The organism is Ruminiclostridium cellobioparum subsp. termitidis CT1112 (assembly GCF_000350485.1).
GTDB classification, from domain to species: Bacteria; Bacillota; Clostridia; order Acetivibrionales; family DSM-1351; genus Ruminiclostridium; species Ruminiclostridium termitidis.
In genome coordinates this window covers 33,518-55,986 of sequence record NZ_AORV01000035.1, presented here as the reverse complement: position 1 = coordinate 55,986, position 22,469 = coordinate 33,518, and the positions used below count along the sequence as shown (strand labels likewise).

Here is a 22,469-nt window from a genome sequence, read left to right as displayed (position 1 = left end):
GGTATTCCAATGAAAAGAAAGACAGTCACTTTTATAATAGCAATATTTATTTTGATAAGTACATGTAGCTGCAATAACATTAATAATTCATCTTCTAAAACAGAAGATACAAAAAGTACTTCTATTGATTTGACCACTTCAACTTCAAAATCGAATCCAGATAATTTGGCGGCTAGTACTTTAGAAGAGGCTTCTAATAATTCGACCACTGGTACATCAGAAGAGACAACTAATAATTCCGCGGCCAGTACTTCAAAAATTACTTCTTTTAGTGTACCAAATAGTAAAATAAATTGGGTATACTATCTTAATAAAGATGATACTTTTAAAATTTACAAAAAGAAGGCCGATGGTTCAGAGACAACTAAAATATGCGATGATGAAAGGGTAGTTACTATCTCTGTTTTAGATAACTGGATATACTATACATTTCTTGATGGAAACGATGGGGTATTTAAATTGTATAAAATAAATGTAGATGGTAACCTAAGACAAGAAATATGTGATCTCGACTTCCTAGGTGATCCATCTCAAGGGGATATCTCCTCAAATATCAATGGTAATTTAATTATTTTTAAAGTGATACCTTTTCGTCAACCTACAACAAACGAAGACGATAAAAAAAATGAAGATGAAAGAATAAAAAAAGGAACACATACATATGAGGTGGCGATAGATGGTAAGGCGTTTAAAAAAATAAATTAGATGACTGTTAGAGAATTAACTTGACAGTATCTGAATAATGTTGAAAAAATCTCTTCTGGACAATAATTAATTGCAAGGAGGAGATTTTATTTATGACAGTACAAGATCGATAGTTAAAAGCAAAATGAGCTTGATTGAATTGGCTGAATATTTGCAAAAAGTATGCGAGGCATGTAAAATACATGGGATTAACCACCAACATTTCTACGATATTAAGAAAGCATGTGAAAATAAGGGTTAGAAGGATTAATGTTTCCGCCCCGTATAAATGTCCCGGAGTTGCTCAGGGTGCATGACCGCTTGCAGATATGTTAATATTATTTCAAAGAAAATTTGGGGAGGATATGGAAAGAACTTTGAGTTTTTATGCCCTGCATGTGGCAGTAATACTGTTTTTCATGACTGCTACGACAGACATGTACACATATAGATGAAAAAATTGAATGGATATTAATCCAACGGATAAATGTTTAGGCTGTGGTAAAACCCATGCGGTGCTTCCAGACTTTATCAGGGCATACAACCAGCCAATCTTATGATGATGTGGGGAATATAGTCGCCAAAACAGACGGCAGAACCATTACATAGACCGATGGAAAAGGCAGTATAACTACTTATGAGTACAATGCAAACAATAAGTTGACAAAAAAGATAGACTAGGGTGGAAGGCTGGGAAATCCAGGACAATATACCTATCTGAATTCAAAAGTAGAGAAGTATACATATTTTGCCGACGGTAACATGGAAAGCAAGACCGATAGGAATGGCAAAGTCACCGGCTATACCTATGATATCCATGGAAAGCTTACCTCAAAAGCTATTGGAAGCAACGTAATATCATACTTATGACAATAACGGAAACCAGATAACCATAACCGACAGCACAGGAACGGCGGAAAGAACCTATGATGAACAGAACAGGGTACTGACAAAAACAGTTCCGGGGTTTGGTACAACAACATTTACCTATGATCAAGATGAAGAAGGACATTATTCGGAAACCACAATAAACCCTAAGAATAACAGCACGAAGAAAATATTAGATAAAGAGGGGAGACTGTATAAAGTATCAGCAGACGGAAAAACCACAACCTATGAATACAACAATGACGGCAGTAGAAAAAGTGTAACATATTATGACGGGGCAAAAGAAGAGTATACCTATTACAAGGATGGATTAAATAAAACACTTGTCAATAAAAAGGCTGACAGAAGTGTAACAGACAGCTACAGCTATACCTACGACGGGGCTCACAATCAGACCTCAAAAACAGACTTAAAGGCGTAACAAACTATCAATACGACAGCCTTAACAGACTGGAAAAGATTACTGAGCCAAATGGAAGAATAACAAGCTATACCTTTGATAAGGCAGGAAACAGGCTGACAGAAACGGTATTGGCAGGAGCTGTTTCAGTAACCACCACCTACACCTATAACGAGCAGAACAGGCTTATTTCAACCGTGAAACAAAGCGAAAATGAAACAGTAACTGAAAAGTATGGCTTTAATAATAACGGAAACACTGTCTCGAAAACAAAAGAGACCGTAAAACCTGTTGACGCAAATGATACAGGTAACTTCAACCTGAGCAAAGCCGGAACCAGCATAACAAACGAAATAACCTACTATCAGTTTGATGTGTGGAACCAGCTTGCGAAAATAGTGTAGATAGTGTTATATCCGTAACGAATAATGGTTATGTTGGTATAATAAAGTCAGGTGCAAATAGCTTAACTAATATATCAAATAATAAAATATTGGTGCATTTATTACAGGAGTAAAAAGTACAAATAAATAACAAATAGTGGGTTTATCGGTATGATATATACCGGACTAAATAATACAACTCAAATAGTGAGCAATACGGGAACTATTGCTTATGGTGGTGGGAACGGTAAATTATTAAATAGTAACGGAACACAATATATTAATACTGGAGCTACCATAACAAATGGGCCCACTGTAAAATCGGTAGTTGTTTTGAATGATAAAAATGACCTCCGCTTTTTGGAGATCTTGCGCTTATGATAAAATTTACGGATGGAAGTGCTATGTATTGCAGTTATATGTCATATGCACCAAAGGGGGCTAGCGGGTATATTGGTTACGGTGTTAATAAAGCAAATGACGGATTTTTAGGAATAGCATGGTTGACCTCAAAACAAGTTGGCGAATTCTTTGGTAATAGTGAAGATAGTGGTAAAAATAAAATCAACAATAAACGGATATGTAAAAGATAAATCCGGTAATTTTGATGTAGAGCCTTTATCTGAAAACCAGCAATTTGATAGATATGTTGAAATATCTGTTACAAAAGATCAGGGTGATGATATGTATTTCAAAGCATGGGGTATTTTTTGGGATGAAGAGGATACATATAAATTGTATACAAATAATTGTTCTCAGAAAGTAACTGAAATTTTAAAATTCAGAGGTATTTCTATATTTGGTGCATCAGACCTTATTCCAATAATATATATGGGGCATTTTCTAAAGCAGCAGATTCTAGAGGATGGAAAGTTGGTACTATAAAACATAATAAATAATTTGTATTTAAAGGGGTGCTAGCATTGAAAACGAAAAATAAGGTTTATAAGCTAACAGTTTATTTATTTGTAACTTCTATTTTAACAATTATTCCACAGTTTGCTCTGACATATGATAAACCTTTAGCTTTATACTTACCAATATTGACTATAGTATTTTCGATAAGTTCATTTTTAGTAGGAATAGTCAGTTTAATTACTCGGAAAGAGATGACAATTAAAGTAATAAGAATATATCTAATGCTCATTCTAATAAATATTATAATAGTTCTACTCATGATTGGGAATATTTATTTTCTTTTTCGATACAGGGCAGGAAACATTTACATATAGTTTGATTTACATTGTAATCCAGTAATATAGAATTAACGGCCAGAAGCCAGGCGGCAAAATTAACTTTATGCGAAATACTTGACGGTACATACATTGATATGCATAAGGTAAAGCTGCTAAGCAACAATACAATAAATTAATGAGTTCTAATACTTTATAACATTTCCTGATCTGACTGTCCTTAAGACTTTGAATTATAAGTTTTAAGGGCAGTTCTTTTTTATTACATTTTTTTGCATAAACCATAACAATATGTTACATTATTAACATAATAAATATTAAAAGGAAAATAATGGTTGACAAATTATGACATATATTATATATTTATATCAGACAGTAACAAAACCCATAAAAGAAAATAGGTGTTTTGAGATGTTAATAAATACAGAGAATAAATTAATTTTAATCGGACTTATTGAACTTTTACAGCTTTACGAAAGAAAGATAAGCATTATATCAGTATCAGTTTGTATTATTGCATCCTCGGGAATATCTATTTTAGTTCCGCTGATTGGGATGAAAATAACAGGTGGCCAACTGTCAGCTCCGAACTGCAATACGGTTGCAGTGCTTTCTGCGGCTGTGTTCGGTCTGGTGTTTACAGTAAGATGCAGAGACTTTATAGAAACCAATTATTACTCATACATAAAATCTGTTTTCCCATTCACTCGCTTAAAAACAGCATTCAATCATTCTTTAAAACTCAAGCTCTCCTATTTTAATAACACTAAATTTGCTGAAATCATGAATAATATTAATAAAGATATCAGTGATAAGACAGTGATCATAGAGAAAGTGTTTAGCAGGTATGTGAAACCGTGTTGAGCCGCACGTACCGGCTTGTTTTGCAGGGATTTATTAAAAGTGTTAGGTTTTTCAAAGCAGTAGTTTAACCGGATTGAATCCTGTTGTCATCCTGGGGGTCAGTAGGGTTCACATAATACTGAAACTAAAGAAATCGCGGACTTTAGTTCCGGTAAAAACTATAAGGAGGTGAAAACTATGAAAAAACTCGGAAAGAAGTTTAATGCCGTACAGGAAACAGTAGAGGCTTATGCAACCTGTCAGGTTTATTGTTCTTGTGGTTGTCCGACCTGTGAGTATTCTTGGGATTATTCAGCCAAGGATAGTGCCAGATCCAGTACTCAAAGTTCAGGTGGTACATATAGCCATTATTAAAAGCTATTGTAAAACAATATAGTTAAATTTTTTTGTTGAAGCTTACCTGTCATAACGGGTAAGCTTCAACAAAAGTAAAGGAGACCTCTATGAAAGAAAGCGGACCTTTTATTCATCTCTTCAGAACACCTGGGGGCTATTATATATATGATGTAAATAAAAATGTGATAATAAAAACCGACAGAGAGATATGGGAAAACCTTAAATATGTACAGGCAGGTTTGTATGAATTGAAAGATGGTATCGGTTTACCGGATAAATTGCTGGAGGATGGTTTCCTGTCATCAAAGAGAATCCGGGAAATAATCCATCCTGCTGACGAAATATTGGTATATTACTTGAACAGAAAAATTAAAATGGTTACACTGCAAGTTACACAGCAATGTAATTTGCGATGCGATTATTGCGTATACTCCGGCGGGTACAAGAACAGGGGACACTCAAAGAAGAGAATGGACTTCGAGCTGGCTAAAAAAGCCATTGATTTTTACATTGAACATTCCAGCGACAGTAAAACCATTACAATAGGGTTCTATGGCGGAGAACCTCTTATTGAATTTGAGCTGATTAAAAAATGTATATCTTATGTTGAAAACATGTCCGAGGGTAAGGAGACATTATTTAATATAACCACTAACGGAACACTGCTTACTGAAGAGATTGTTCAATTCCTGGAACAGCACAAGGTCGTATTGAGAATCAGCCTGGACGGCCCAAAGGAAATCCATGATAAGAGCAGAAGGTTTGCTTTCAATAATTGCGGCACTTTTGACAAGGTTATCAATAATATTGATATGATAAAGGAAAAATATCCTGAATATTATAAAAAGATTGCGTTTAGTACTGTTCTGGATCAGGAAAATGACATCTCCTGTATTAACCAATTTTTTACCGATTGTGATACCGTAAAGGAACTTAACCTGTTTGCATCATCAATTGTTGACTACTATTCAAAAAATGAAATAGCGCAAACAGAAGACTACAATAGTAAATTGGGGTATGAGCATTTTAAGGTACTTCTCTCAAAAGTTACTTCCTTTGATGAAAAGCAGTTGTCAAAACTGGTAGCTACTGATTACACAAGTCTTGAGAAGTCATATAAACATCTGAAACCGTCACAGGGCCTGCCTGATAAGTCACATCACGGAGGACCGTGTATTCCGGGAATGCAGAGGTTGTTTGTCAACGCGGAGGGGGATTTGTTTCCATGTGAAAGGGTAAGTGAATCTTCAGAGGTAATGAAAATCGGAGAGATTAATACGGGTTTTGATTTAAATAAGATAAGAAAATTATTGAACATTGGTGCTCTGAGCGAAGAAAAATGTAAAAACTGCTGGGCTTTCAGATTTTGTACTTTATGCTGTGCCAGTGCGGATACAGGAAACGGTCTGTCGAGTGAATTAAAGACCAGGAATTGTGTCCGCGTCCGTAATAATATCGAAAGTGATCTGAAAGATATATGCACTTTAAAGGAAAACAATTTCGATTTTGGAGCAAGAAAGTGGATGGTTACTATATAAACAGGAGGTATCTGAAAATGAATGAAAAGAGAACACTGGTATATCCTTATGATGTGGAATTTACTCCTATCTTAAGACATCCTGAAATGTTGCCGGACTACAATATAGTGGCTTTGGTATCACCGCAGAGCTGGGGCTTCAATGGAAGAGATGCCTCTGCCGCAGATGGAGGGGATAAGCTTGGTATAAATGTCAGCAATGATTTTGAAGGACTTTTGCCCTGCTGCGATACGGTAATGTTCTCAGAATCAGACCACAAGCTGGATTTTGAAGGCAATATTCTGCCAAAAGTTGTGATTGCAGCAGAACAAGGTAAAGATTTAGCCTTCCTGTCTGATTTGGAGGACGAAAATATAGAGGCATTAGAAGAGATATGCCTGAAATACAAAGTCAAACTAAAGTTCTTCAGCAACATGGGGGACAGATTTTTCAACAGGGACTCTGATTACTATAAGCTTCAGAAAATAAATACTCCGGTGGTATTTGTCACCGGTGTACACGAAAAGACACACAAGTTCGAAATTCAACTGTCATTAAGAGCTGCTTTTATAAACGCGGGGTACAGGGTCAGTCAGGTAGGAACAAGAAATTATTGCGAAATGCTGGGATTTCATTCATTCCCGCAAATAATGTACAATTCCTGCTGGTCCGAGAGAACAAAGATTCTGGCTTTTAATCACTATATAAAGGATATGGAGAACAATGAGAAACCTGATATCATAATCATTGGTATACCAGGTGGTGTTATGAGGTTGAGTGAAAGTTTTGCCGGGCGGTTCGGAATAACTGCATTTGAAATATCTCAGGCTGTTTCAGCCGATGCGGTGGTTTTAAGTACTTTTTATGAGGAATATTTACCCGAATATTTCAATAATTTGTTTACATCGATGAAATATAAATTGGATTTTGATATCACATGTTTCAATTTAGCCAATGTGAAATTCGACTGGGATGTGGTAAGAGAGACAGGAAGCGAGTCCTATTTGCTGATGGATTCAAGCTTTATAGACAAAAAGAAGGCGGGATACAAAACTTTAAATACACCTGTTTTCAATGTACTGAATAAGGAAGACGGGACTAATATTGCAAACTGCCTGATTGATACTTTGTCATACTATGGCGAGGTTGACCTGGTTTAACATATAATATATTTTTGGCCGTAAAAGAGAAAGGAAGGATAAAAGAATGAAAAATATATTAAGCCGTCAAAGTGTAAATGAAAAACTAAGCAATATTTTCATCAATAGATTTGGCCTTGATCTGGAAACGGTAGCTAATGAGGATTTTGACAGGCATTTGCTGGGAAATGTGTTCAGGCTGGCACCAAGGGATCTTGTTTATATTTATATGGATATTGAAAGGGAATTTGGAGTTTCAATACCTGATGAGGCTGTAACAAGTGGTGCGTTGGCCACAATAAACGGTACAATCGATCTGATATGCAGTCAGTTATATAAGATAGAACAGGATGCAGTTTGATCGTTAATATACAACCCCAAAATCTGAAAAGCCAGGGTATTTTCTTAAATGCCCTGGCTTTTCAGGCAAAAAACTCAATGATTTTGCAATAATTCAAACAGTATATTTGCAGAATCATTGCAATAAATGACATGTGGGCTTGATAGACTTGCATATTTTTAATTACATGTTAATTATATTCTTGAATATACAATGGCATTAAAATGAGACACACCGCATATAAATTAAGTATTCCTCTTAAATGGAATTAGCAGTTTTTGAAAATTTAAACTACGAAATGAATTTTCGTAGTTGACAAATATTCAAAATCGGCATATTATAATATATATACTTCCGGAAGAGGTAATTAAAATTTAATATTTATTTTGTGGCAATGAGGCCAATAATACTTTAGGTATTATTGGCTTTTTATTTTATTTAAAAAGGAGATAATCAAGATGGATCACGGAGATGTAGCTTGGATTTTAACATCATCAGCGTTGGTAATGATAATGACTCCGGGACTGGCGTTTTTTTACGGGGGTTTGGTAAAAAGAAAGAATATCGTTAATACAATCATGATGTCAATTATACTTATGGGGTTGTCATCAATCCTCTGGGTTCTTGTAGGTTTCTCAATATCATTCAGCGGTGATATCGGCGGTATTATTGGAAATCTTAATTGGTTTGGTTTAAATTTTGACGGTTTTGCCGATACTACTCTGGCATATCCCAATACACTTGCCTTTGCAGTGTTTCAGATGATGTTTGCCATTATAACGCCTGCGCTTATTACCGGTGCTATTGCTGAAAGAATGAAGTTTTCTTCTACAGTAATTTTTACTACAATATGGTCTATAATAGTTTATTATCCGCTTGCACATATGGTATGGGGCGGTGGATTCCTGTTTAAGATCGGATCTGTTGACTTTGCAGGTGGAAATGTTGTTCATATCAGTTCAGGTGTCAGTGCCCTGGTCCTTGCAATTATTCTTGGTAAACGCAAGAATTTCGGCAAGGCCGTATACCATCCCCATAATGTGCCATTTGTCGTATTGGGTGCTGCACTGCTCTGGTTTGGCTGGTTCGGGTTCAATGCCGGAAGTGCGCTTTCAGCCAATGAGCTTGCAATACATGCCTTTATGACCACAAATACATCTGCGGCGGCAGCCATGCTATCGTGGCTCTTGATCGAAAAGATCAAAAGTGGAAAACCTACTCTTGTGGGCGCTTCTACAGGCTTAGTTATCGGATTGGTTGCGATTACGCCCGGCGCCGGTTTTGTCCCAATATGGGCCTCGATCATAATCGGTGCATTGGTAAGCCCAATCAGTTATTTCTTTATCAGTGTTATAAAACCGAAACTGGGTTACGATGATGCCCTTGATGTTTTTGCCTGTCACGGTATGGGCGGCATATGGGGAGGTATTGCAACCGGCCTGTTTGCAAAAAGTTCAATTAACTCCGCAGCAGCCTGGGATGGCCTTGTTTTTGGAAACGTGAATTTATTTGCCCGTCAGCTTGCAGCAATTGGAATAACCATAGTGATTGCCATTGTCGGAACACTTATTGCGTGCGGAATTGCTTCACTTTGTACCAAAGGTATTAAGGTGTCCAAGAAGGATGAAGATTTGGGGCTTGATATCTCGGAACATGGGGAATCGGCTTATCCTGCATTTAATGGTATGGACTAACGAATTTAAGGAGGGTTTTCGCAATGAAAAAAATCGAGGCATATATCCGGCCTGAAAAGCTGGAAGAAATAAAGACTGTTCTGGACAAATACAACCTTAATGGTATGAGTATCATACAAATTATGGGATGCGGCAACCAAAAAGGCTGGAAAGAATACGTCCGCGGAACTGAAGTTGATTATAATTTCCTGCAGAAAATAAAGATAGAGTTGGTAGTACTTGATGAACAGGTAGAAAAAATTATCCAAAGTATTATTGAGGTATCATCCACCGGCGAATATGGCGACGGTAAAATATTCTTATATAATGTAGAGGATGCAATCCGTGTCAGGACAAAGGAACGCGGAGAGTCCGCAATAAAGTAATTTAACTTTGTGTGCGGCCATTGATTGAAGTTAATAGGGAAATATCACATTGTCTTTTATGTGTACAACGAAAAGCTATATTTCCAATATAGCTTTTCGTTGAGCTAAGTTCAAAAAACAAGGTTGTTTCTCTCTAAGACAACGGTGACACCTCAATGTTTATACCACTATTTTTATACTGTGACAGCAATTGAGGATCGATTTGTTCATCTGTAATGACTGAATTAATATCTTTGGAAAAGCAAAAGCTTGCCGTGGATATATGTTCAAATTTCGTGTGGTCCAAAAGAGCAATACGTTTACGGGAGTGGAGGACCATTTGCTTTTTCAATTCTGCTTCATATATATTAAAGTCTGTTAATCCTTCTTTTAAAGTAAATCCATGGGCTGATACAAAAGCGGTATCGGCGGCGTTGATACGGTTTAACAAATCATAACCCAGCAGCCCTTCTGTAGATCCTGAGTTTTTTGTTACAATTCCGCCAATAAAAATAACCGTGATATTTGAAATATCCTTTAAAGCAAGCATGGTATATATTCCGTTTGTAATTACGGTAAGTCTGGAAAAACGGTCCAGTTTTCTGGCAACTGCCAGAGCTGTGGAGCTTGCATCCAGGATAATACACTGACCTTCCTCAATGTGTCTCAATGCCATATTGCTTATGGCTTCTTTTTCACTGCTGTTTTTAAATTCCCGCTCATTAAAAGGAAAAAGGTTTTGAGGCCTCTGCATGGCTGGAGAAAGTAAGGTAGCGCCACCATGTGTTTTTAGAATTAATTTATCTTTTTCAAGTTTGTTTAAATCATTTCTGATTGTTGCAGCCGAAACTTCTAATAATTCGCTTAATTCATTAGTAGTAATATGTACGTTATCAGCCAGCAGTTTTAATATCCTGTTATGCCGTTCAATCGCTAACATAGCATGACCGTCCTTTCTTTCGCAAAGCCGTTTACAGTCCTGGATTACGGGTTGTCAGCCGGGGTAATTGACTTAAGCATAGTGTAATCTAAAGAACAGAAAAAAGCAATAAGAAAGATATTGAATATGATAAAAAAAGAAAATATTCAATAATATATAAAAAAAATCGATTGAAAAAAATAAAATATGATAGTAGAATGAAAAAGTAAAGCAATTGTTTTTAATGATTTTTTTGGCTAAATCATATATAATATAATTTATGTAAACAAATTCTCACATATGTCAGATGATATGATGAATCCAGCTGCCGATACGGAATTTCAGAAATGATTAGATAGGATGATGTATATAGATGAGAGTATTGATGAAAAAGCTTACCAGTCTTAGTCTGGTATGGCAGGTTACAATTGTTTTCTCATTGATAATGATAATTCCTGCTATAGTTATAACCACATCATATTTTGAAATTGTGAGAAATAATCTTCTGGAGGAAGCAAATAAAAAGGTCCAGGAGAATCTTAAAAAAATTGAATCAAATATGAATGCCAACATCGGCATTATGAATAGTGCGCTCAACCAGTTGATTTTCAGTCAGGAGTTCCAGTATTATTTAAATCCCGAAAACAACTTAAGTGCACATGAAAAGAACTACTATGTATATAGTGTTCAGAATGAACTTCTCAATATACGCCATGTGTATACAAATAAATTTAACAGGCTGGTCATTTATTCCAAAAACAGTCAGATTGATGAGTATGTGGACTGGTCCTATAACATGGACAGATTATATGACCGTGACTATTATACTGAAATTATGCAAAACGGCAGCGAGCATATTTATGGAAATGTACGTGTATACGACAGATCCCTTGGCAATCTTGTGAATTATGAAGAGCTTGAGAATAAAGAAGAATTGGTGCTGCCCATTTATCAGAAAATTTTAGATATCCGTACCAAAGAATGTATCGGACTCATTGAAGTTGACATGACAATCAGCAAGCTGGCCAACGCCGGAGAACTTGCAAGCCAGGATTCCGAAGTGAAATATCTCATTTTTGACAGGAATGGAAAACTGGTTTTTGCTTCGGATGATCAGAGGGCCGACGAATTTTCACATCTTAATTTTCAGGAGAAATCCGGGGTATCCGATATTAATCTTGGAGATGCAAATTATCTAATTGCTTACGACAGGGATGATGTTACAGGCTTGATGAGGGTTGCCGTAATGGACAGGCAGAAAATTCTGGAGTCCACATCAGGCGTTGATACTCTCTTGCTTTTAATTGCTATTGGCAGTATGGTATTCATAATTCTTTTTACAAATGTTGCAGCACGTCTTTTCTTCAGAAGGCTCAGAGAGATGGACAGAATGATTACACAGATCGAGGCGGGAAGATTTGATGTGCGTATAAAAGTGGACGGTTTTAATGAGATTTCAAGAATTTCAGAAAGCTTCAACCATATGGCAGAAAGGCTTCAAGGCTTGATAACTTCAATGATTCAGAAGGAAAAGGCCCAAAAAGAAGCAGAGATACATGCTCTTCAGGCTCAAATCAACCCGCATTTTTTATATAACACCCTGGAAAATATGAGAATGCAGTGTGAAATAGACGAATATTATACGGTGGCAAGCGATCTGGCAAATCTGGGGGATCTGCTGCGCTACAGCTTACACTGGGAGAGTCCGGAAGTAAAGGTCAGTGAAGAACTTAACAATATTGAACAATATATAGAAATCATGAGAATGCGTTTTAACAACAGGCTTGTTTATGAAATGGAATGCAGCGAGGAATTGAAAAATCTTATGATTCCCAAGTTTATACTACAGCCGCTGGTTGAAAACTGTTTTATTCATGGGTTTAAAAATACCCTTCCGCCCTGGAAAATATTTGTCAATGTTTTGATGGAACAAGACAGATTGATTATATGTGTCGAAGATAATGGAAAAGGAATAGAAAGACAACGTCTTGATCAGATTTATAATTGTATCAGGGAAAACAAATCTATTTCTGATACAAATAACAGGTCCAAGAACTCAATTGGAATCATTAATGTCAAGCAGCGCGTGGAAATGATATGTCCTGCAGGAAGCGGACTGTCCATTGAGAGCCGGCAGAATGACGGAACAAAAATCACGGTAACCATAGTTGTCGAACCGGATGTGCAAAACGGAGGGGAAGCAAATGTTCAAGATATTGGTGGCAGATGACGAGGATGTTATACGTAAGGGTATTGTCACAATACTCAAAAGAGAGCTGGACAGTGATATTTGCTATTTGGAGGCTGAAAACGGAATTGAGGCACATAAACTCTGCAAGGAACATTTGCCTCAGATAGTCATTACAGACATCCGGATGCCTTTTTGTGATGGGCTTAACCTGATTAAAAATATCAGGGAAAATGGATATTCACCCACATTTATCATCCTTTCCGGCTATGCAGATTTTGAATATGCAAAATCCGCAATTACATTAGGCGTTAAAGAATATGTACTTAAGCCTATTAAAAAGCAGGAATTTGTTTCTATGGTGGGAGCTTATGTAAAGAGCCTAACAAATGAAAAACACCGGATAGACGAAAAACTGGTACGTGAGAGTGAAAACCGAAAAGTGACCGAGAATGTAAAACAAAAACTGCTCAGATATTTACTTGACTGTCCGGACTCTGAAGAGGCAAAAAAATACCTGAGTGAGCTTTATGATTTAGGTATCCGTTTTAATGAAAATCTTTTACTGAGTGCCATGATACAATACCAGGTAACTGAAGAAAACAGAGAATTCATCGATTTTGCAGTTAAAAATATAGTAGACGAAGTTTTGACAGAGGATGTAAGCGGGAATTTTCTCATTTCAGTTCAATATGAATCCGGAAGAATTGCAGCAATATTTGAAGGTATTAAAAGAGAGTCCATGCTTTCTTTGGTAAAGCATGAACTGGGCAAGATCAACAGCTTGATCCGTAAATATTTATTTGTAGAGGTATTTACCGGTGTCGGTGATGTGGTGTATGGTTCGATGCTGCTGTACAAATCCTTTAATCTGGCGGCTGAGGCTTTAAATTTTAAGTTGTACCGTACGGGCAGTAACGTGCAGCTGTTTTCAGACATACCTGTTTCAATAAAGAATGAAGAAGAGGATTTGGGCAGATTAATTCATCCCCTTGAAAATATTAGGATTGCCGAAATCATTAACGTTTTTGAAAAACTGATAACCTTACCTCCATCCATACAGTCGCTTTCGGCTGTTGAGAAAAGCTATGCGCAGCTGATAAAAACCGTTGACCGCCAGCTTAACAAGTACAACAGCACCGGAATGAAGAATATTGTTCAGCCGGTTCCTTTTTATGAATTGTGGAGTTTTTTGCAGATGAAACAGGAGATCATCAGATATTTGAACCAGGTGTATGAAATAGCATGCCAAGCTAAAATCGATGTATCCAATAAAAAACTTGTAGTAGATGTATTGCAGTATGTTAGGGAAAATGCCGCCGGAGATATTAACTTGAATATAGTTGCAGAAAAATTCGGACGTACGCCGGCATATATGAGTGCGTTATTCAAAAAAGGTACGGGAATGGGCTTTAACGAATACATTACCAATATAAGAATGAATATGGCAAAACAAATGCTTGAGGATACCGGTATTCCAATCAGTGAAGTAAGCGGTCTTTGCGGATATCTGAATCCCAAATATTTTTCCGTGGCTTTTAAAAATGTTTTTGGAATGAGCCCTGCCGCATACAGGCAGAATTCCTTACAGTAAAGCAAATATAAAAAATACGTGGACTGAAAATAGTTCATGTATTTTTTTTACCGTATCTAAAAATCGTAAAAAATCAAACTTTATATTAAAATAACTAACCTATCAAACCGGTAATCCAATTATATAATTAAACCATGAAATGAAAGAAGAAATGCGAAGGTTGGGAAAAGAGGTGTAATTATTGAGCTTACTGGAAATGAAGGATATCAGCAAGAGTTTTACCGGGGTAAATGTATTGAGGGATGTACATTTTAAATTGGAAAAAGGTACGGTACATGCTCTTATGGGTGAAAATGGGGCCGGTAAATCTACACTCATGAAAATCCTGGCAGGAATAACGAAAAGTGATAAAGGGAGTATCTGTATAAATGGCAAAAGTGTAGAAATCAACTCTCCTTCAGATTCACAAAATTTAGGCATTGCCATGATCCACCAGGAACTGTCACCTATCCCCGGAATGACAGTAGCTGAAAATATCTATTTCGGACGTGAACCCGGAAAAAGTGTATTTGTCGATTACCGGCAGTTGTATAAGCAAACGGAAGAATTGCTGGACAGACTTCATATTAAAAATATAAGTCCCAGAGAAAAGCTTCAGAACCTGCAGGTTGCCGACCAGCAGCTTATAGAAATAGCAAAGGCAATTTCCTATAACGCAGAAATTATTATTATGGATGAACCCACATCGGCAATTACAGATAAAGAAGTGGAGAATCTGTTTGTAATAATAAACAACCTCAGGAAGGCAGGGAAAGGAATTATCTATATATCGCATAAAATGGATGAGGTTTTCCGTATTTCCGATGAAATCACTGTTCTCAGAGACGGGGCATATGTGGATTCATGGAAGGCAAAGGATATCAACAATGATATTCTTATCAGAAATATGGTGGGACGTGAGCTCAGCGAGATTTTTCCAAAAGTGCATGTGCCAATAGGTGAAAAGGTCTTGGAAGTCCGTAATCTGACACTTCAAAATAAATTCCACAATATAAATTTTGATGTGAGAAGAGGGGAGATACTTGGGATAGCAGGCTTGGTGGGAGCCGGACGTACCGAAGTAATGCAGGCTCTTTTCGGACTCACTCCCGCAGATGAAGGAGAAATAATCTTCGAGGGCAAAAAGCTCAATCCCAGGGAACCCAGAGAGGCTATAAAAAACGGCCTGGCATTTGTTACCGAGGACAGAAAAGGTGAAGGTCTTGTACCGTATATGAGCGTGGCACATAATATTACGCTGGCTTCCATGAAGGATTTTGACAAAAACTTCTTGATTGACATGAAATCCGAGGACGATGTAATTCAGAAGCAGATTGCTTCTCTGCGTATAAGGTCATATGGCAAGGAACAGCTGGTAACATCACTTTCAGGGGGAAATCAGCAAAAAGTGGTACTGGCCAAATGGCTGATAAAGAAGCCAAAACTTTTGATACTGGATGAACCCACCAGAGGAATAGATGTAGGCGCCAAATCTGAAATTTACAAGATCATGTGCGATTTCGTCGCAAAGGGAAATTCCATCATAATGATTTCATCGGAAATGCCGGAAGTAATGGGCATGGCAGACAGAATTGTGGTGCTCAGCAACCGCAGATTAGGCGGAGAACTGAACAGGGAAGAATTCGTACAGGAAAACATAATGAGACTTGCCGTGTCTAAAATGTGATAATAATGTGTCCAAGTGGGACGGAGCTGGAATGAAGTAAAATTAATAAATGAAGGGGGTTACCTTAGCCCATGTCGTTTCTGTCATGATGTTTATGCGAAACGCTGGGCATGGGCATAATAATGGAAAAGATAATCAACTACAAAAAAATGACTGCAGGTCAATTTTTCGAAAAATTTGCAACCTTGATAGGATTACTTGCGGTAATAGCCATATTTGCAATATTAAAGCCCAAGTTTTTAGATGTAAACAATATTTTCAACTTATTGCGCCAGGCATCCATAAATGGTTTGCTTGCCCTTGGGATGACCTTCGTAGTATTGACAGGGGGAATTGACCTGTCGGTGGGCTCAATATTGGGTGCATCGGGGATTTTTGCGGCGCTGGTTGCCCAGAATCAAAACATACCCTGGTTTATAGCGGTTCTTGTGGGATTGGGAATAGGTTTTATACTTGGCAGTGTAAACGGAATAGTAATCTCATGGTTGAAAGTACCGGCTTTTGTAGCTACACTTGGTATGCTGAGCGTTGCCAGAGGAGTTACATATCTGGCCAGCAATGCACAGCCGGTACCCGGGTTGAGTGAAGGCTTTCTGAAAATCGGAGGAGGAAGCGTAGGGATCATACCCATACCTGTTATAATACTTGCGGTAGTATTTGTAATATGCAGTATCCTAATATACAGGGCCAGGTATGGAAGATATATATTCGGTGTAGGGGGAAATGCCAAGGCTGCCCGCGTATCAGGTATAAATGTTAAAAAGATCAAATGGTCTGCATATATGATAGCCGGTGTTTTGTCGGGACTTGCAGGTGTGGTATTAACTTCACGTGTATCTTCCGGGTTGGCCATGGCGGGACAAAACTATGAAACAGATGCTATTGCGGCGGTTGTAATGGGCGGTACCAGCCTGGCGGGAGGCAGAGGAAGATTATGGGGAACTCTTGTAGGCGTTCTGATAATTGCAGTTTTAAATAACGGTCTGGATATGATGGCAGTATCCTCCTATTGGCAGTTGATCATAAAAGGCTTGATAATAATAGCAGCCGTTATGATGGATAGCTTAAACAGTTCCAATGACTAATAGCCGTTTATAAGACGGTTTATTACTAATAAAAATTTAAAGGAGAATAGTTATGAAAAAAATGAAAAGACTCGTAGTATTGCTAATAGCTGCAATAATGCTAACTACCTTTGCAGCTTGTTCTTCAAGCACAAGTCAGAGTACGGCCGAATCAACCAAATCTGCAGACACAGCTAAGGCTACCGAAACAAGCAAACCGGCAGATAAGAAAATTGTTGTCGGAATGACCCTGTACAGTCTCAAAAATGAATTCACAGTCCGACTTTCAAATGCAGCAAAGAAGAAAGCAGAGGAATTAGGAGTAGAGCTTAAAATTTATGATGGTAACTATGATCCGAATACACAGATAAATCAGGTTGAAACAATGATTTCAGACGGTGTGGATGCTATCATTCTGAATCCTCAGGACGCAAAGGCCTGTGCAGTTGCGGTTGATAAGGCGGCAGCGGCAAATATACCGGTCATCGGAGTCAACACCCGTGTTGACAGCGATAAACTTACAAGCTATGTCGGCTCAAAAGACGTATATGCCGGTGAATTGGAAATGCAGGCTATAGCTGATAAGCTCGGAGGCAAAGGCAATATAGTCATACTTGACGGACCTCTTGGACAGTCTGCCCAGCTGGAACGCAGCCAGGGAATCCAGAATGTACTTAAGAAGTATCCCGATATTAAGGTTCTTGCGGAAAAAACAGCCAACTGGTCACGTTCTGAGGCTATGACAGTTATGGAAAACTGGCTGCAGGCTTTTGACAAAATAGATGCGGTCGTAGGTGAAAATGATGAAATGGCACTGGGTGCAAGACAGGCAATAGAAGCAAAGAAGCTGGATATTCCTACCATAGGTGTTGACGGTATAACAGATGCTTTGAATGCAGTGGAAAAAGGAACCTTGATAGCATCGATATTCCAGGATGGTGCAGGACAGGGAAGCAAGGCTCTGGAAATTGCGGTTGCAAAAGCCAAGGGCGAAAATGTTGACAAGGAATACTGGATCGACTTTGAACCTGTTACAAAGGATAATGTAGCGGAATTCAAGCAGAGAGCACAATAATTCAGGCTGATTGATTATAAGGAAGGGGAGAGGACTCCCTTTCTTTATAGTCACAGATATTGAATATAAACCAAAAAAGTTATGGGGGGCTAATTATGTTAGAATACTGCGGAGCAGATTTAAATTTCTCCTTGCAGGGCAGGACGGCAATAATAACAGGAGGTGCAGCCGGAATAGGGCTGGCTACGGCGCGCTTTTTTTCAGAAAAAGGTGTTAACTGTGTTTTAGCCGATCTCAACCCGGAAGCAGATAAAATAGCTGATCAGTTAGGTCAGAATTGCATAGGGGTTGCCGGTGACATTACAAAAGCCGATTACAGACAAGCTGTCATTGATGCGGCTGTAAAGAGATTCGGCAGTGTTGATATTTTGGTAAACTGTGCCGGAATAGTTGCTCTGGACAATGCTGAAACCTTGAGTGACGATATGTGGGATAAGACAATAAACATAAACCTTACAGCCTCATTTAAGATGGCTCAGGCTGTCGGAAAATATATGATTGCTGCGGGCAAAAAAGGCTCTATTGTCAATATGGCATCACAGGCAGGCGTAATTGCGCTGGATAAGCATGTGGCCTATTGTGCAAGCAAGGGCGGTATCATAGCAATGACAAAGGTAATGGCATATGAGTGGGGAAAATACGGCATTAGAGTAAATGCGGTATCACCTACGGTAGTTCTTACGGATTTGGGCAAAAAAGCCTGGGAAGGACCTGTAGGCGATGCATTTAAAAAGGAAATGCCTTCGGAACGTTTTGCCGAACCTGATGAAATTGCGGGATCAATAGCATTCCTCTGCAGTGGTGCAGCCGGCATGATTACCGGACACAACCTGCTTATAGACGGTGGTTTTACAATAAAATAGCAGAGTTTGGGAAATAGCGTGCTTTAGCAGTTAAAAGGCAAAAAAGTAGGGGGAATTAATAGTGTACTTTTTTAAAAATATGAAAATTTCTCAAAAGCTATTGTCCTGTTTTATTTTAGTCGCAGTTCTCATAGGCATTGTAGGATATATCGGCATTTCAGAAATGCAAAATATAAATCTGCGGGGAAATGCCATGTATGAAACAAACTTGCAGGGAGTCAATCACTTAAGAAATCTAAAAGAAAATCTTTTAAAAATACAGATAGATATTTTACGGCTTCTTTATGAAAGAGACATAATACGGATCGGTTCTCTGGAGAAAGAAATTGAACAGATAGATACTGAAAATGACAAACTCATAGCAGATTATAAAAAGACCGGTTTGACAAACAAAGAGCTGTTTGCACAATTTGAAAAACTGTTAAATGAGTATGAAAGCGCCAGGAAAGAAATTATTAATTTAGTCCATGAAAGTGAATATTCAAAGGCAGAAGGGCTGTATCCCCACGTGTTTTCCATAAGGGATGAAATATCGGATATCCTGGATAAAGACATATCTCTGACCGTTGATCTGGCAAAAAAGGATCAACAGGACAATATTGCAAGTTTTGATAAATCCTTTAAAGTTATTTTATCCATTGTCATTATAGGTTTTTTAATTGCAATATTATCAGGAGTCTTGATTTCCAAAAGCATATTAAAAGGAATAAACAAGGTTTTAAGTTTCAGTGAAGCCTTCGGAAGCGGGGATCTGACAAGGAGCATCACAACTGACTCCAAAGATGAAATAGGCAGACTTGCAAATGCACTCAACAAAGCCACAGACAATACAAGGCACCTTATTTCGGAAATTATAAGAAATACAACTGAAATAAATTCATCAAGCGAAGAATTATCCGCCACCATAGAAGAAGTAACCTCCGCTATGGAGAGCATAAATGAGTCAACAAAAGAAATATCCGGAGGAACCGGGGAATTGAGTGTCTCTGTTGAAGAAGTTTCGGCTTCAACGGAAGAAATCATTGCTGGTACAAATATACTGGTGGACAAAGCAAACAGCGGTTATTCGTCTGCAAAAGACATCCGGCTCTCTGCGGAGAATATTAAGGAAAAAGGTTCATCGGCAATAGAGGTTGCGAAAGAGCTGTATGTTGAAAAACATACGAAAGTCGTCCACGCAATCGAAGAGGGAAAAGTAGTGGAGGAAGTTGTGCAGATGACCGATACAATCAGGCAGATTGCTTCACAAACCAATCTGCTTGCCTTAAATGCGACTATCGAGGCTGCAAGAGCGGGAGAGAAGGGCAAAGGCTTTGCCGTCGTAGCCGAAGAAATCCGTAAACTGGCCGAAGAATCCACCTGGGCTGCCGAACACATCAACAAGGTAATAAATAAAGTAAAATCCTCGTTTATCAATTTATCCGATAATACACAGGAAATCCTGGGATATATAGAAAACAACGTGATGAAAAATTATCAATTACTGATTGAAACGGGTGAAAATTATGAGCAGGATGCACAATCCGTTCATAAAATGTCGGAGGAAATTGTTACATCCGCCCAAACAATGATGGAAACTTTAAATCAGGTTGGAATTGTAATACAGAATGTGTCGGGTACCGCACAACAATCTTATTCATATTCCGAAAATATTTCAAATAATGTGAATGAAACGGCTACAGCACTTGAACAGGTTGAAAAATCCGCACAGGCACAGGCCGAACTGGCAGAAGGTCTCAGCATGCTGGTCAATAAATTCAAAATATAAATTTAACGAAACGCTTAAATAAATATTCAAACCATTTAATAGAGGAGTGAAGCAGATGTCCATAGCAATAGGATGTGATGAAGCAGGATTTCAATTCAAGGAAGTAATAAAAGGTCTTTTAACAGAAAAAGGTGTGGAATTTGAAGACTTCGGAGTTTATAATACCGATCCGGTTTTATATCCTGATATTGCAGTTGCAGTTGCAAGGTCAATATCTGAAGGAAAACATGAAAGAGGTATTTTGATCTGCGGTACGGGAATCGGAATGGCAATCGCCGCCAATAAGGTTCCCGGAATAAGAGCGGCTGTTTGCCATGATCCTTTCTCGGCTGAACGTTCCAGAAAGAGCAATAACGCACAGATCATGACTCTTGGGGCACGCGTAATAGGGATAGAGCTTGGAAAGCTTTTGGTTAATTTATGGCTCAAATGCGAATTCGAAGGCGGCGGTTCGGAAGCGAAAGTCAACAAAATATCCGAATATGAAAGTGAATACTTGAAAAGCTGCTGATAAACATTATAAAAGAAAAAGAGGGGAGAGGTTTTATATGCAGAGAATTATCAATGATCCATTCAATTGTGTAGAAGATATGCTGGAAGGTTTCCTCAAAACCCATACAGACATAATTGTAAAAACCGACAATCCAAGAACAATCAAGTATAAAAATGCTCCTGTTCCCGGTAAAGTCGGTATTGTTACCGGAGGAGGTTCGGGGCACAAACCGGCATTCATAGGTTACTGCGGAAGGAACATGGTTGATGCCGTTGCAGTGGGAGAGATATTTGCATCACCTACAGCCAAAGCATTCCTGGATGCAATGAGAGAGGCCGACTCAGGGAAGGGTGTAGCTTGTCTTTACGGTAACTATGCCGGAGACAATATGAATGTCAGGATGGCTACAACTTTTGCCGAAGAAGAAGGTATAGCAGTTAAAACCGTTGTTGCAAACGATGACGTCGCCTCTGCGCCCAAGTCTGAAAGGGAAAAAAGACGCGGTGTAGCCGGAGAAATATTAATGTGGAAGGTTGGAGGAGCTAAAGCTGCAAAGGGAGGCACCCTTGATGAAGTTATAGCGGCAGCGCAGAAAGCCATAGACAACACAAGAAGCGTTGGTATTGGGCTTACTTCCTGCACCATACCGGCTGTGGGACATTCGAACTTTAAAATAGAGCCGGGGACCATGGAGGTAGGTATCGGGCATCACGGTGAACCCGGAATAAAGGTTTCCGAGCTCAAGTCAGCCGATGAAATGGCTCAGATGATGCTTGACGTTATTCTTCCGGATTATCCCTTTGTCGAAGGGGATGAAGTTGTTGCTCTTGTTTCGGGCCTTGGAGCTACTCCTGTAATGGAGCTTTATATACTCTACAATAAGGTGGAAGCAATACTTGCCGAAAAAGGAATCAAAGTGCACAGGTCTTATGTGGGAAATTACTTTACCTCACTTGAAATGATGGGAGCTACAGTCACATTGATGAAAGTTGATGAGGAGCTCAAGGAACTTGTGGACGAAGAAGTGGACACAGTTGGAATGAAACAGTTTAAATAA

21 protein-coding genes and 1 pseudogene are annotated in these 22,469 nt (G+C 38.3%); 21 read left to right on the top strand and 1 reads right to left on the bottom strand.

Annotated features, from left to right (window positions below):
• The first annotated feature begins 9 nt into the window (after positions 1-9).
• The 12 genes and pseudogenes from CTER_RS13005 to CTER_RS12950 all read left to right on the top strand — a co-directional run bounded on the left by CTER_RS13005 (position 10) and on the right by CTER_RS12950 (position 9,803).
• A complete protein-coding gene (locus tag CTER_RS13005; protein WP_004626028.1) occupies positions 10-705 on the top strand; it encodes a DUF5050 domain-containing protein in 696 nt (231 codons plus the stop codon).
• Between the two features lie 92 nt (positions 706-797).
• A pseudogene (locus CTER_RS28005) lies at positions 798-943 on the top strand (IS481 family transposase); the annotation flags it as partial.
• A gap of 1,160 nt (positions 944-2,103) precedes the next feature.
• Positions 2,104-2,376: a hypothetical protein gene (locus CTER_RS28835; protein ID WP_040761109.1), complete on the top strand. Its 273-nt coding sequence runs from the start codon at positions 2,104-2,106 to the stop codon at positions 2,374-2,376.
• 356 nt (positions 2,377-2,732) lie between these two features.
• On the top strand, positions 2,733-2,948 hold the full coding sequence (locus CTER_RS28310; protein ID WP_040761105.1) for a hypothetical protein: 216 nt from the start codon (positions 2,733-2,735) through the stop codon (positions 2,946-2,948).
• Complete coding sequence (locus CTER_RS12985) at positions 2,887-3,240, top strand: hypothetical protein (RefSeq protein ID WP_131469427.1); 354 nt, start codon at positions 2,887-2,889, stop codon at positions 3,238-3,240. Before CTER_RS28310 ends, CTER_RS12985 begins: the two co-directional genes overlap by 62 nt.
• A gap of 719 nt (positions 3,241-3,959) precedes the next feature.
• Positions 3,960-4,412 carry an ABC transporter ATP-binding protein gene (locus tag CTER_RS12975; protein ID WP_131469425.1) on the top strand — a complete coding sequence of 151 codons (453 nt, stop codon included), beginning with the start codon at positions 3,960-3,962 and terminating at the stop codon, positions 4,410-4,412.
• Between the two features lie 177 nt (positions 4,413-4,589).
• Positions 4,590-4,766, top strand: a complete 177-nt coding sequence (locus tag CTER_RS27635) for a CLI_3235 family bacteriocin precursor (RefSeq protein WP_004625954.1) — start codon at positions 4,590-4,592, stop codon at positions 4,764-4,766.
• A gap of 89 nt (positions 4,767-4,855) precedes the next feature.
• Positions 4,856-6,286: a Cys-rich peptide radical SAM maturase CcpM gene (gene ccpM / locus CTER_RS12970; protein WP_004626035.1), complete on the top strand. Its 1,431-nt coding sequence runs from the start codon at positions 4,856-4,858 to the stop codon at positions 6,284-6,286.
• Positions 6,287-6,303: 17 nt separating this feature from the next.
• Entirely contained in the window at positions 6,304-7,425 is a 1,122-nt protein-coding gene (locus tag CTER_RS12965; RefSeq protein WP_004625951.1) for a TIGR04066 family peptide maturation system protein, read from the top strand.
• Between the two features lie 46 nt (positions 7,426-7,471).
• A complete protein-coding gene (locus CTER_RS12960) occupies positions 7,472-7,765 on the top strand; it encodes a peptide maturation system acyl carrier-related protein (protein WP_004626087.1) in 294 nt (97 codons plus the stop codon).
• Between the two features lie 437 nt (positions 7,766-8,202).
• Complete coding sequence (locus tag CTER_RS12955; protein WP_004626063.1) at positions 8,203-9,438, top strand: ammonium transporter; 1,236 nt, start codon at positions 8,203-8,205, stop codon at positions 9,436-9,438.
• A gap of 23 nt (positions 9,439-9,461) precedes the next feature.
• Positions 9,462-9,803 (top strand): P-II family nitrogen regulator, encoded by a 342-nt coding sequence (locus CTER_RS12950; RefSeq protein WP_004625949.1) that lies wholly within the window; start codon positions 9,462-9,464, stop codon positions 9,801-9,803.
• A gap of 133 nt (positions 9,804-9,936) precedes the next feature.
• Here the strand turns inward: CTER_RS12950 and CTER_RS12945 are convergent, their stop codons facing one another.
• The gene (locus CTER_RS12945; RefSeq protein ID WP_004626091.1) at positions 9,937-10,722 is read right to left on the bottom strand and encodes a DeoR/GlpR family DNA-binding transcription regulator; all 786 of its coding nucleotides are present in this window, start codon (positions 10,720-10,722) and stop codon (positions 9,937-9,939) included.
• Positions 10,723-11,074: 352 nt separating this feature from the next.
• On the opposite strand from CTER_RS12945, the gene CTER_RS12940 reads away from it, so the two are divergent.
• The 9 genes from CTER_RS12940 to CTER_RS12900 all read left to right on the top strand — a co-directional run bounded on the left by CTER_RS12940 (position 11,075) and on the right by CTER_RS12900 (position 22,469).
• Positions 11,075-12,931: a sensor histidine kinase gene (locus CTER_RS12940; protein ID WP_004626039.1), complete on the top strand. Its 1,857-nt coding sequence runs from the start codon at positions 11,075-11,077 to the stop codon at positions 12,929-12,931.
• Positions 12,906-14,483, top strand: a complete 1,578-nt coding sequence (locus CTER_RS12935; RefSeq protein ID WP_004625920.1) for a response regulator transcription factor — start codon at positions 12,906-12,908, stop codon at positions 14,481-14,483. The genes CTER_RS12940 and CTER_RS12935 overlap by 26 nt, the downstream gene beginning before the upstream one ends.
• Before the next feature lie 196 nt (positions 14,484-14,679).
• Positions 14,680-16,149: a sugar ABC transporter ATP-binding protein gene (locus CTER_RS12930; RefSeq protein WP_004625941.1), complete on the top strand. Its 1,470-nt coding sequence runs from the start codon at positions 14,680-14,682 to the stop codon at positions 16,147-16,149.
• 122 nt (positions 16,150-16,271) lie between these two features.
• Positions 16,272-17,234 (top strand): ABC transporter permease, encoded by a 963-nt coding sequence (locus CTER_RS12925; RefSeq protein ID WP_040761129.1) that lies wholly within the window; start codon positions 16,272-16,274, stop codon positions 17,232-17,234.
• A gap of 52 nt (positions 17,235-17,286) precedes the next feature.
• Positions 17,287-18,288 carry a substrate-binding domain-containing protein gene (locus CTER_RS12920; protein ID WP_004625907.1) on the top strand — a complete coding sequence of 334 codons (1,002 nt, stop codon included), beginning with the start codon at positions 17,287-17,289 and terminating at the stop codon, positions 18,286-18,288.
• Between the two features lie 95 nt (positions 18,289-18,383).
• Complete coding sequence (locus tag CTER_RS12915; RefSeq protein WP_004626011.1) at positions 18,384-19,151, top strand: GolD/DthD family dehydrogenase; 768 nt, start codon at positions 18,384-18,386, stop codon at positions 19,149-19,151.
• 61 nt (positions 19,152-19,212) lie between these two features.
• Positions 19,213-20,919 carry a methyl-accepting chemotaxis protein gene (locus CTER_RS12910; RefSeq protein WP_004625934.1) on the top strand — a complete coding sequence of 569 codons (1,707 nt, stop codon included), beginning with the start codon at positions 19,213-19,215 and terminating at the stop codon, positions 20,917-20,919.
• A gap of 55 nt (positions 20,920-20,974) precedes the next feature.
• The gene (rpiB, locus tag CTER_RS12905) at positions 20,975-21,430 is read left to right on the top strand and encodes a ribose 5-phosphate isomerase B (RefSeq protein ID WP_004626084.1); all 456 of its coding nucleotides are present in this window, start codon (positions 20,975-20,977) and stop codon (positions 21,428-21,430) included.
• A 37-nt stretch (positions 21,431-21,467) separates the two neighbouring features.
• Positions 21,468-22,469 carry a dihydroxyacetone kinase subunit DhaK gene (locus CTER_RS12900; RefSeq protein WP_004625908.1) on the top strand — a complete coding sequence of 334 codons (1,002 nt, stop codon included), beginning with the start codon at positions 21,468-21,470 and terminating at the stop codon, positions 22,467-22,469.

Bases quoted from the DNA above. Each gene is read 5' to 3' on its own strand.
- CTER_RS13005 (WP_004626028.1), top strand. From the start codon at position 10: ATGAAAAGAAAGACAGTCACTTTTATAATAGCAATATTTATTTTGATA.
- CTER_RS28310 (WP_040761105.1), top strand. From the start codon at position 2,733: ATGATAAAATTTACGGATGGAAGTGCTATGTATTGCAGTTATATGTCA.
- CTER_RS12975 (WP_131469425.1), top strand. From the start codon at position 3,960: ATGTTAATAAATACAGAGAATAAATTAATTTTAATCGGACTTATTGAA.
- CTER_RS27635 (WP_004625954.1), top strand. From the start codon at position 4,590: ATGAAAAAACTCGGAAAGAAGTTTAATGCCGTACAGGAAACAGTAGAG.
- ccpM (WP_004626035.1), top strand. From the start codon at position 4,856: ATGAAAGAAAGCGGACCTTTTATTCATCTCTTCAGAACACCTGGGGGC.
- CTER_RS12965 (WP_004625951.1), top strand. From the start codon at position 6,304: ATGAATGAAAAGAGAACACTGGTATATCCTTATGATGTGGAATTTACT.
- CTER_RS12960 (WP_004626087.1), top strand. From the start codon at position 7,472: ATGAAAAATATATTAAGCCGTCAAAGTGTAAATGAAAAACTAAGCAAT.
- CTER_RS12955 (WP_004626063.1), top strand. From the start codon at position 8,203: ATGGATCACGGAGATGTAGCTTGGATTTTAACATCATCAGCGTTGGTA.
- CTER_RS12950 (WP_004625949.1), top strand. From the start codon at position 9,462: ATGAAAAAAATCGAGGCATATATCCGGCCTGAAAAGCTGGAAGAAATA.
- CTER_RS12945 (WP_004626091.1), bottom strand. From the start codon at position 10,722: ATGTTAGCGATTGAACGGCATAACAGGATATTAAAACTGCTGGCTGAT.
- CTER_RS12940 (WP_004626039.1), top strand. From the start codon at position 11,075: ATGAGAGTATTGATGAAAAAGCTTACCAGTCTTAGTCTGGTATGGCAG.
- CTER_RS12935 (WP_004625920.1), top strand. From the start codon at position 12,906: ATGTTCAAGATATTGGTGGCAGATGACGAGGATGTTATACGTAAGGGT.
- CTER_RS12930 (WP_004625941.1), top strand. From the start codon at position 14,680: ATGAAGGATATCAGCAAGAGTTTTACCGGGGTAAATGTATTGAGGGAT.
- CTER_RS12925 (WP_040761129.1), top strand. From the start codon at position 16,272: ATGGAAAAGATAATCAACTACAAAAAAATGACTGCAGGTCAATTTTTC.
- CTER_RS12920 (WP_004625907.1), top strand. From the start codon at position 17,287: ATGAAAAAAATGAAAAGACTCGTAGTATTGCTAATAGCTGCAATAATG.
- CTER_RS12915 (WP_004626011.1), top strand. From the start codon at position 18,384: ATGTTAGAATACTGCGGAGCAGATTTAAATTTCTCCTTGCAGGGCAGG.
- rpiB (WP_004626084.1), top strand. From the start codon at position 20,975: ATGTCCATAGCAATAGGATGTGATGAAGCAGGATTTCAATTCAAGGAA.
- CTER_RS12900 (WP_004625908.1), top strand. From the start codon at position 21,468: ATGCAGAGAATTATCAATGATCCATTCAATTGTGTAGAAGATATGCTG.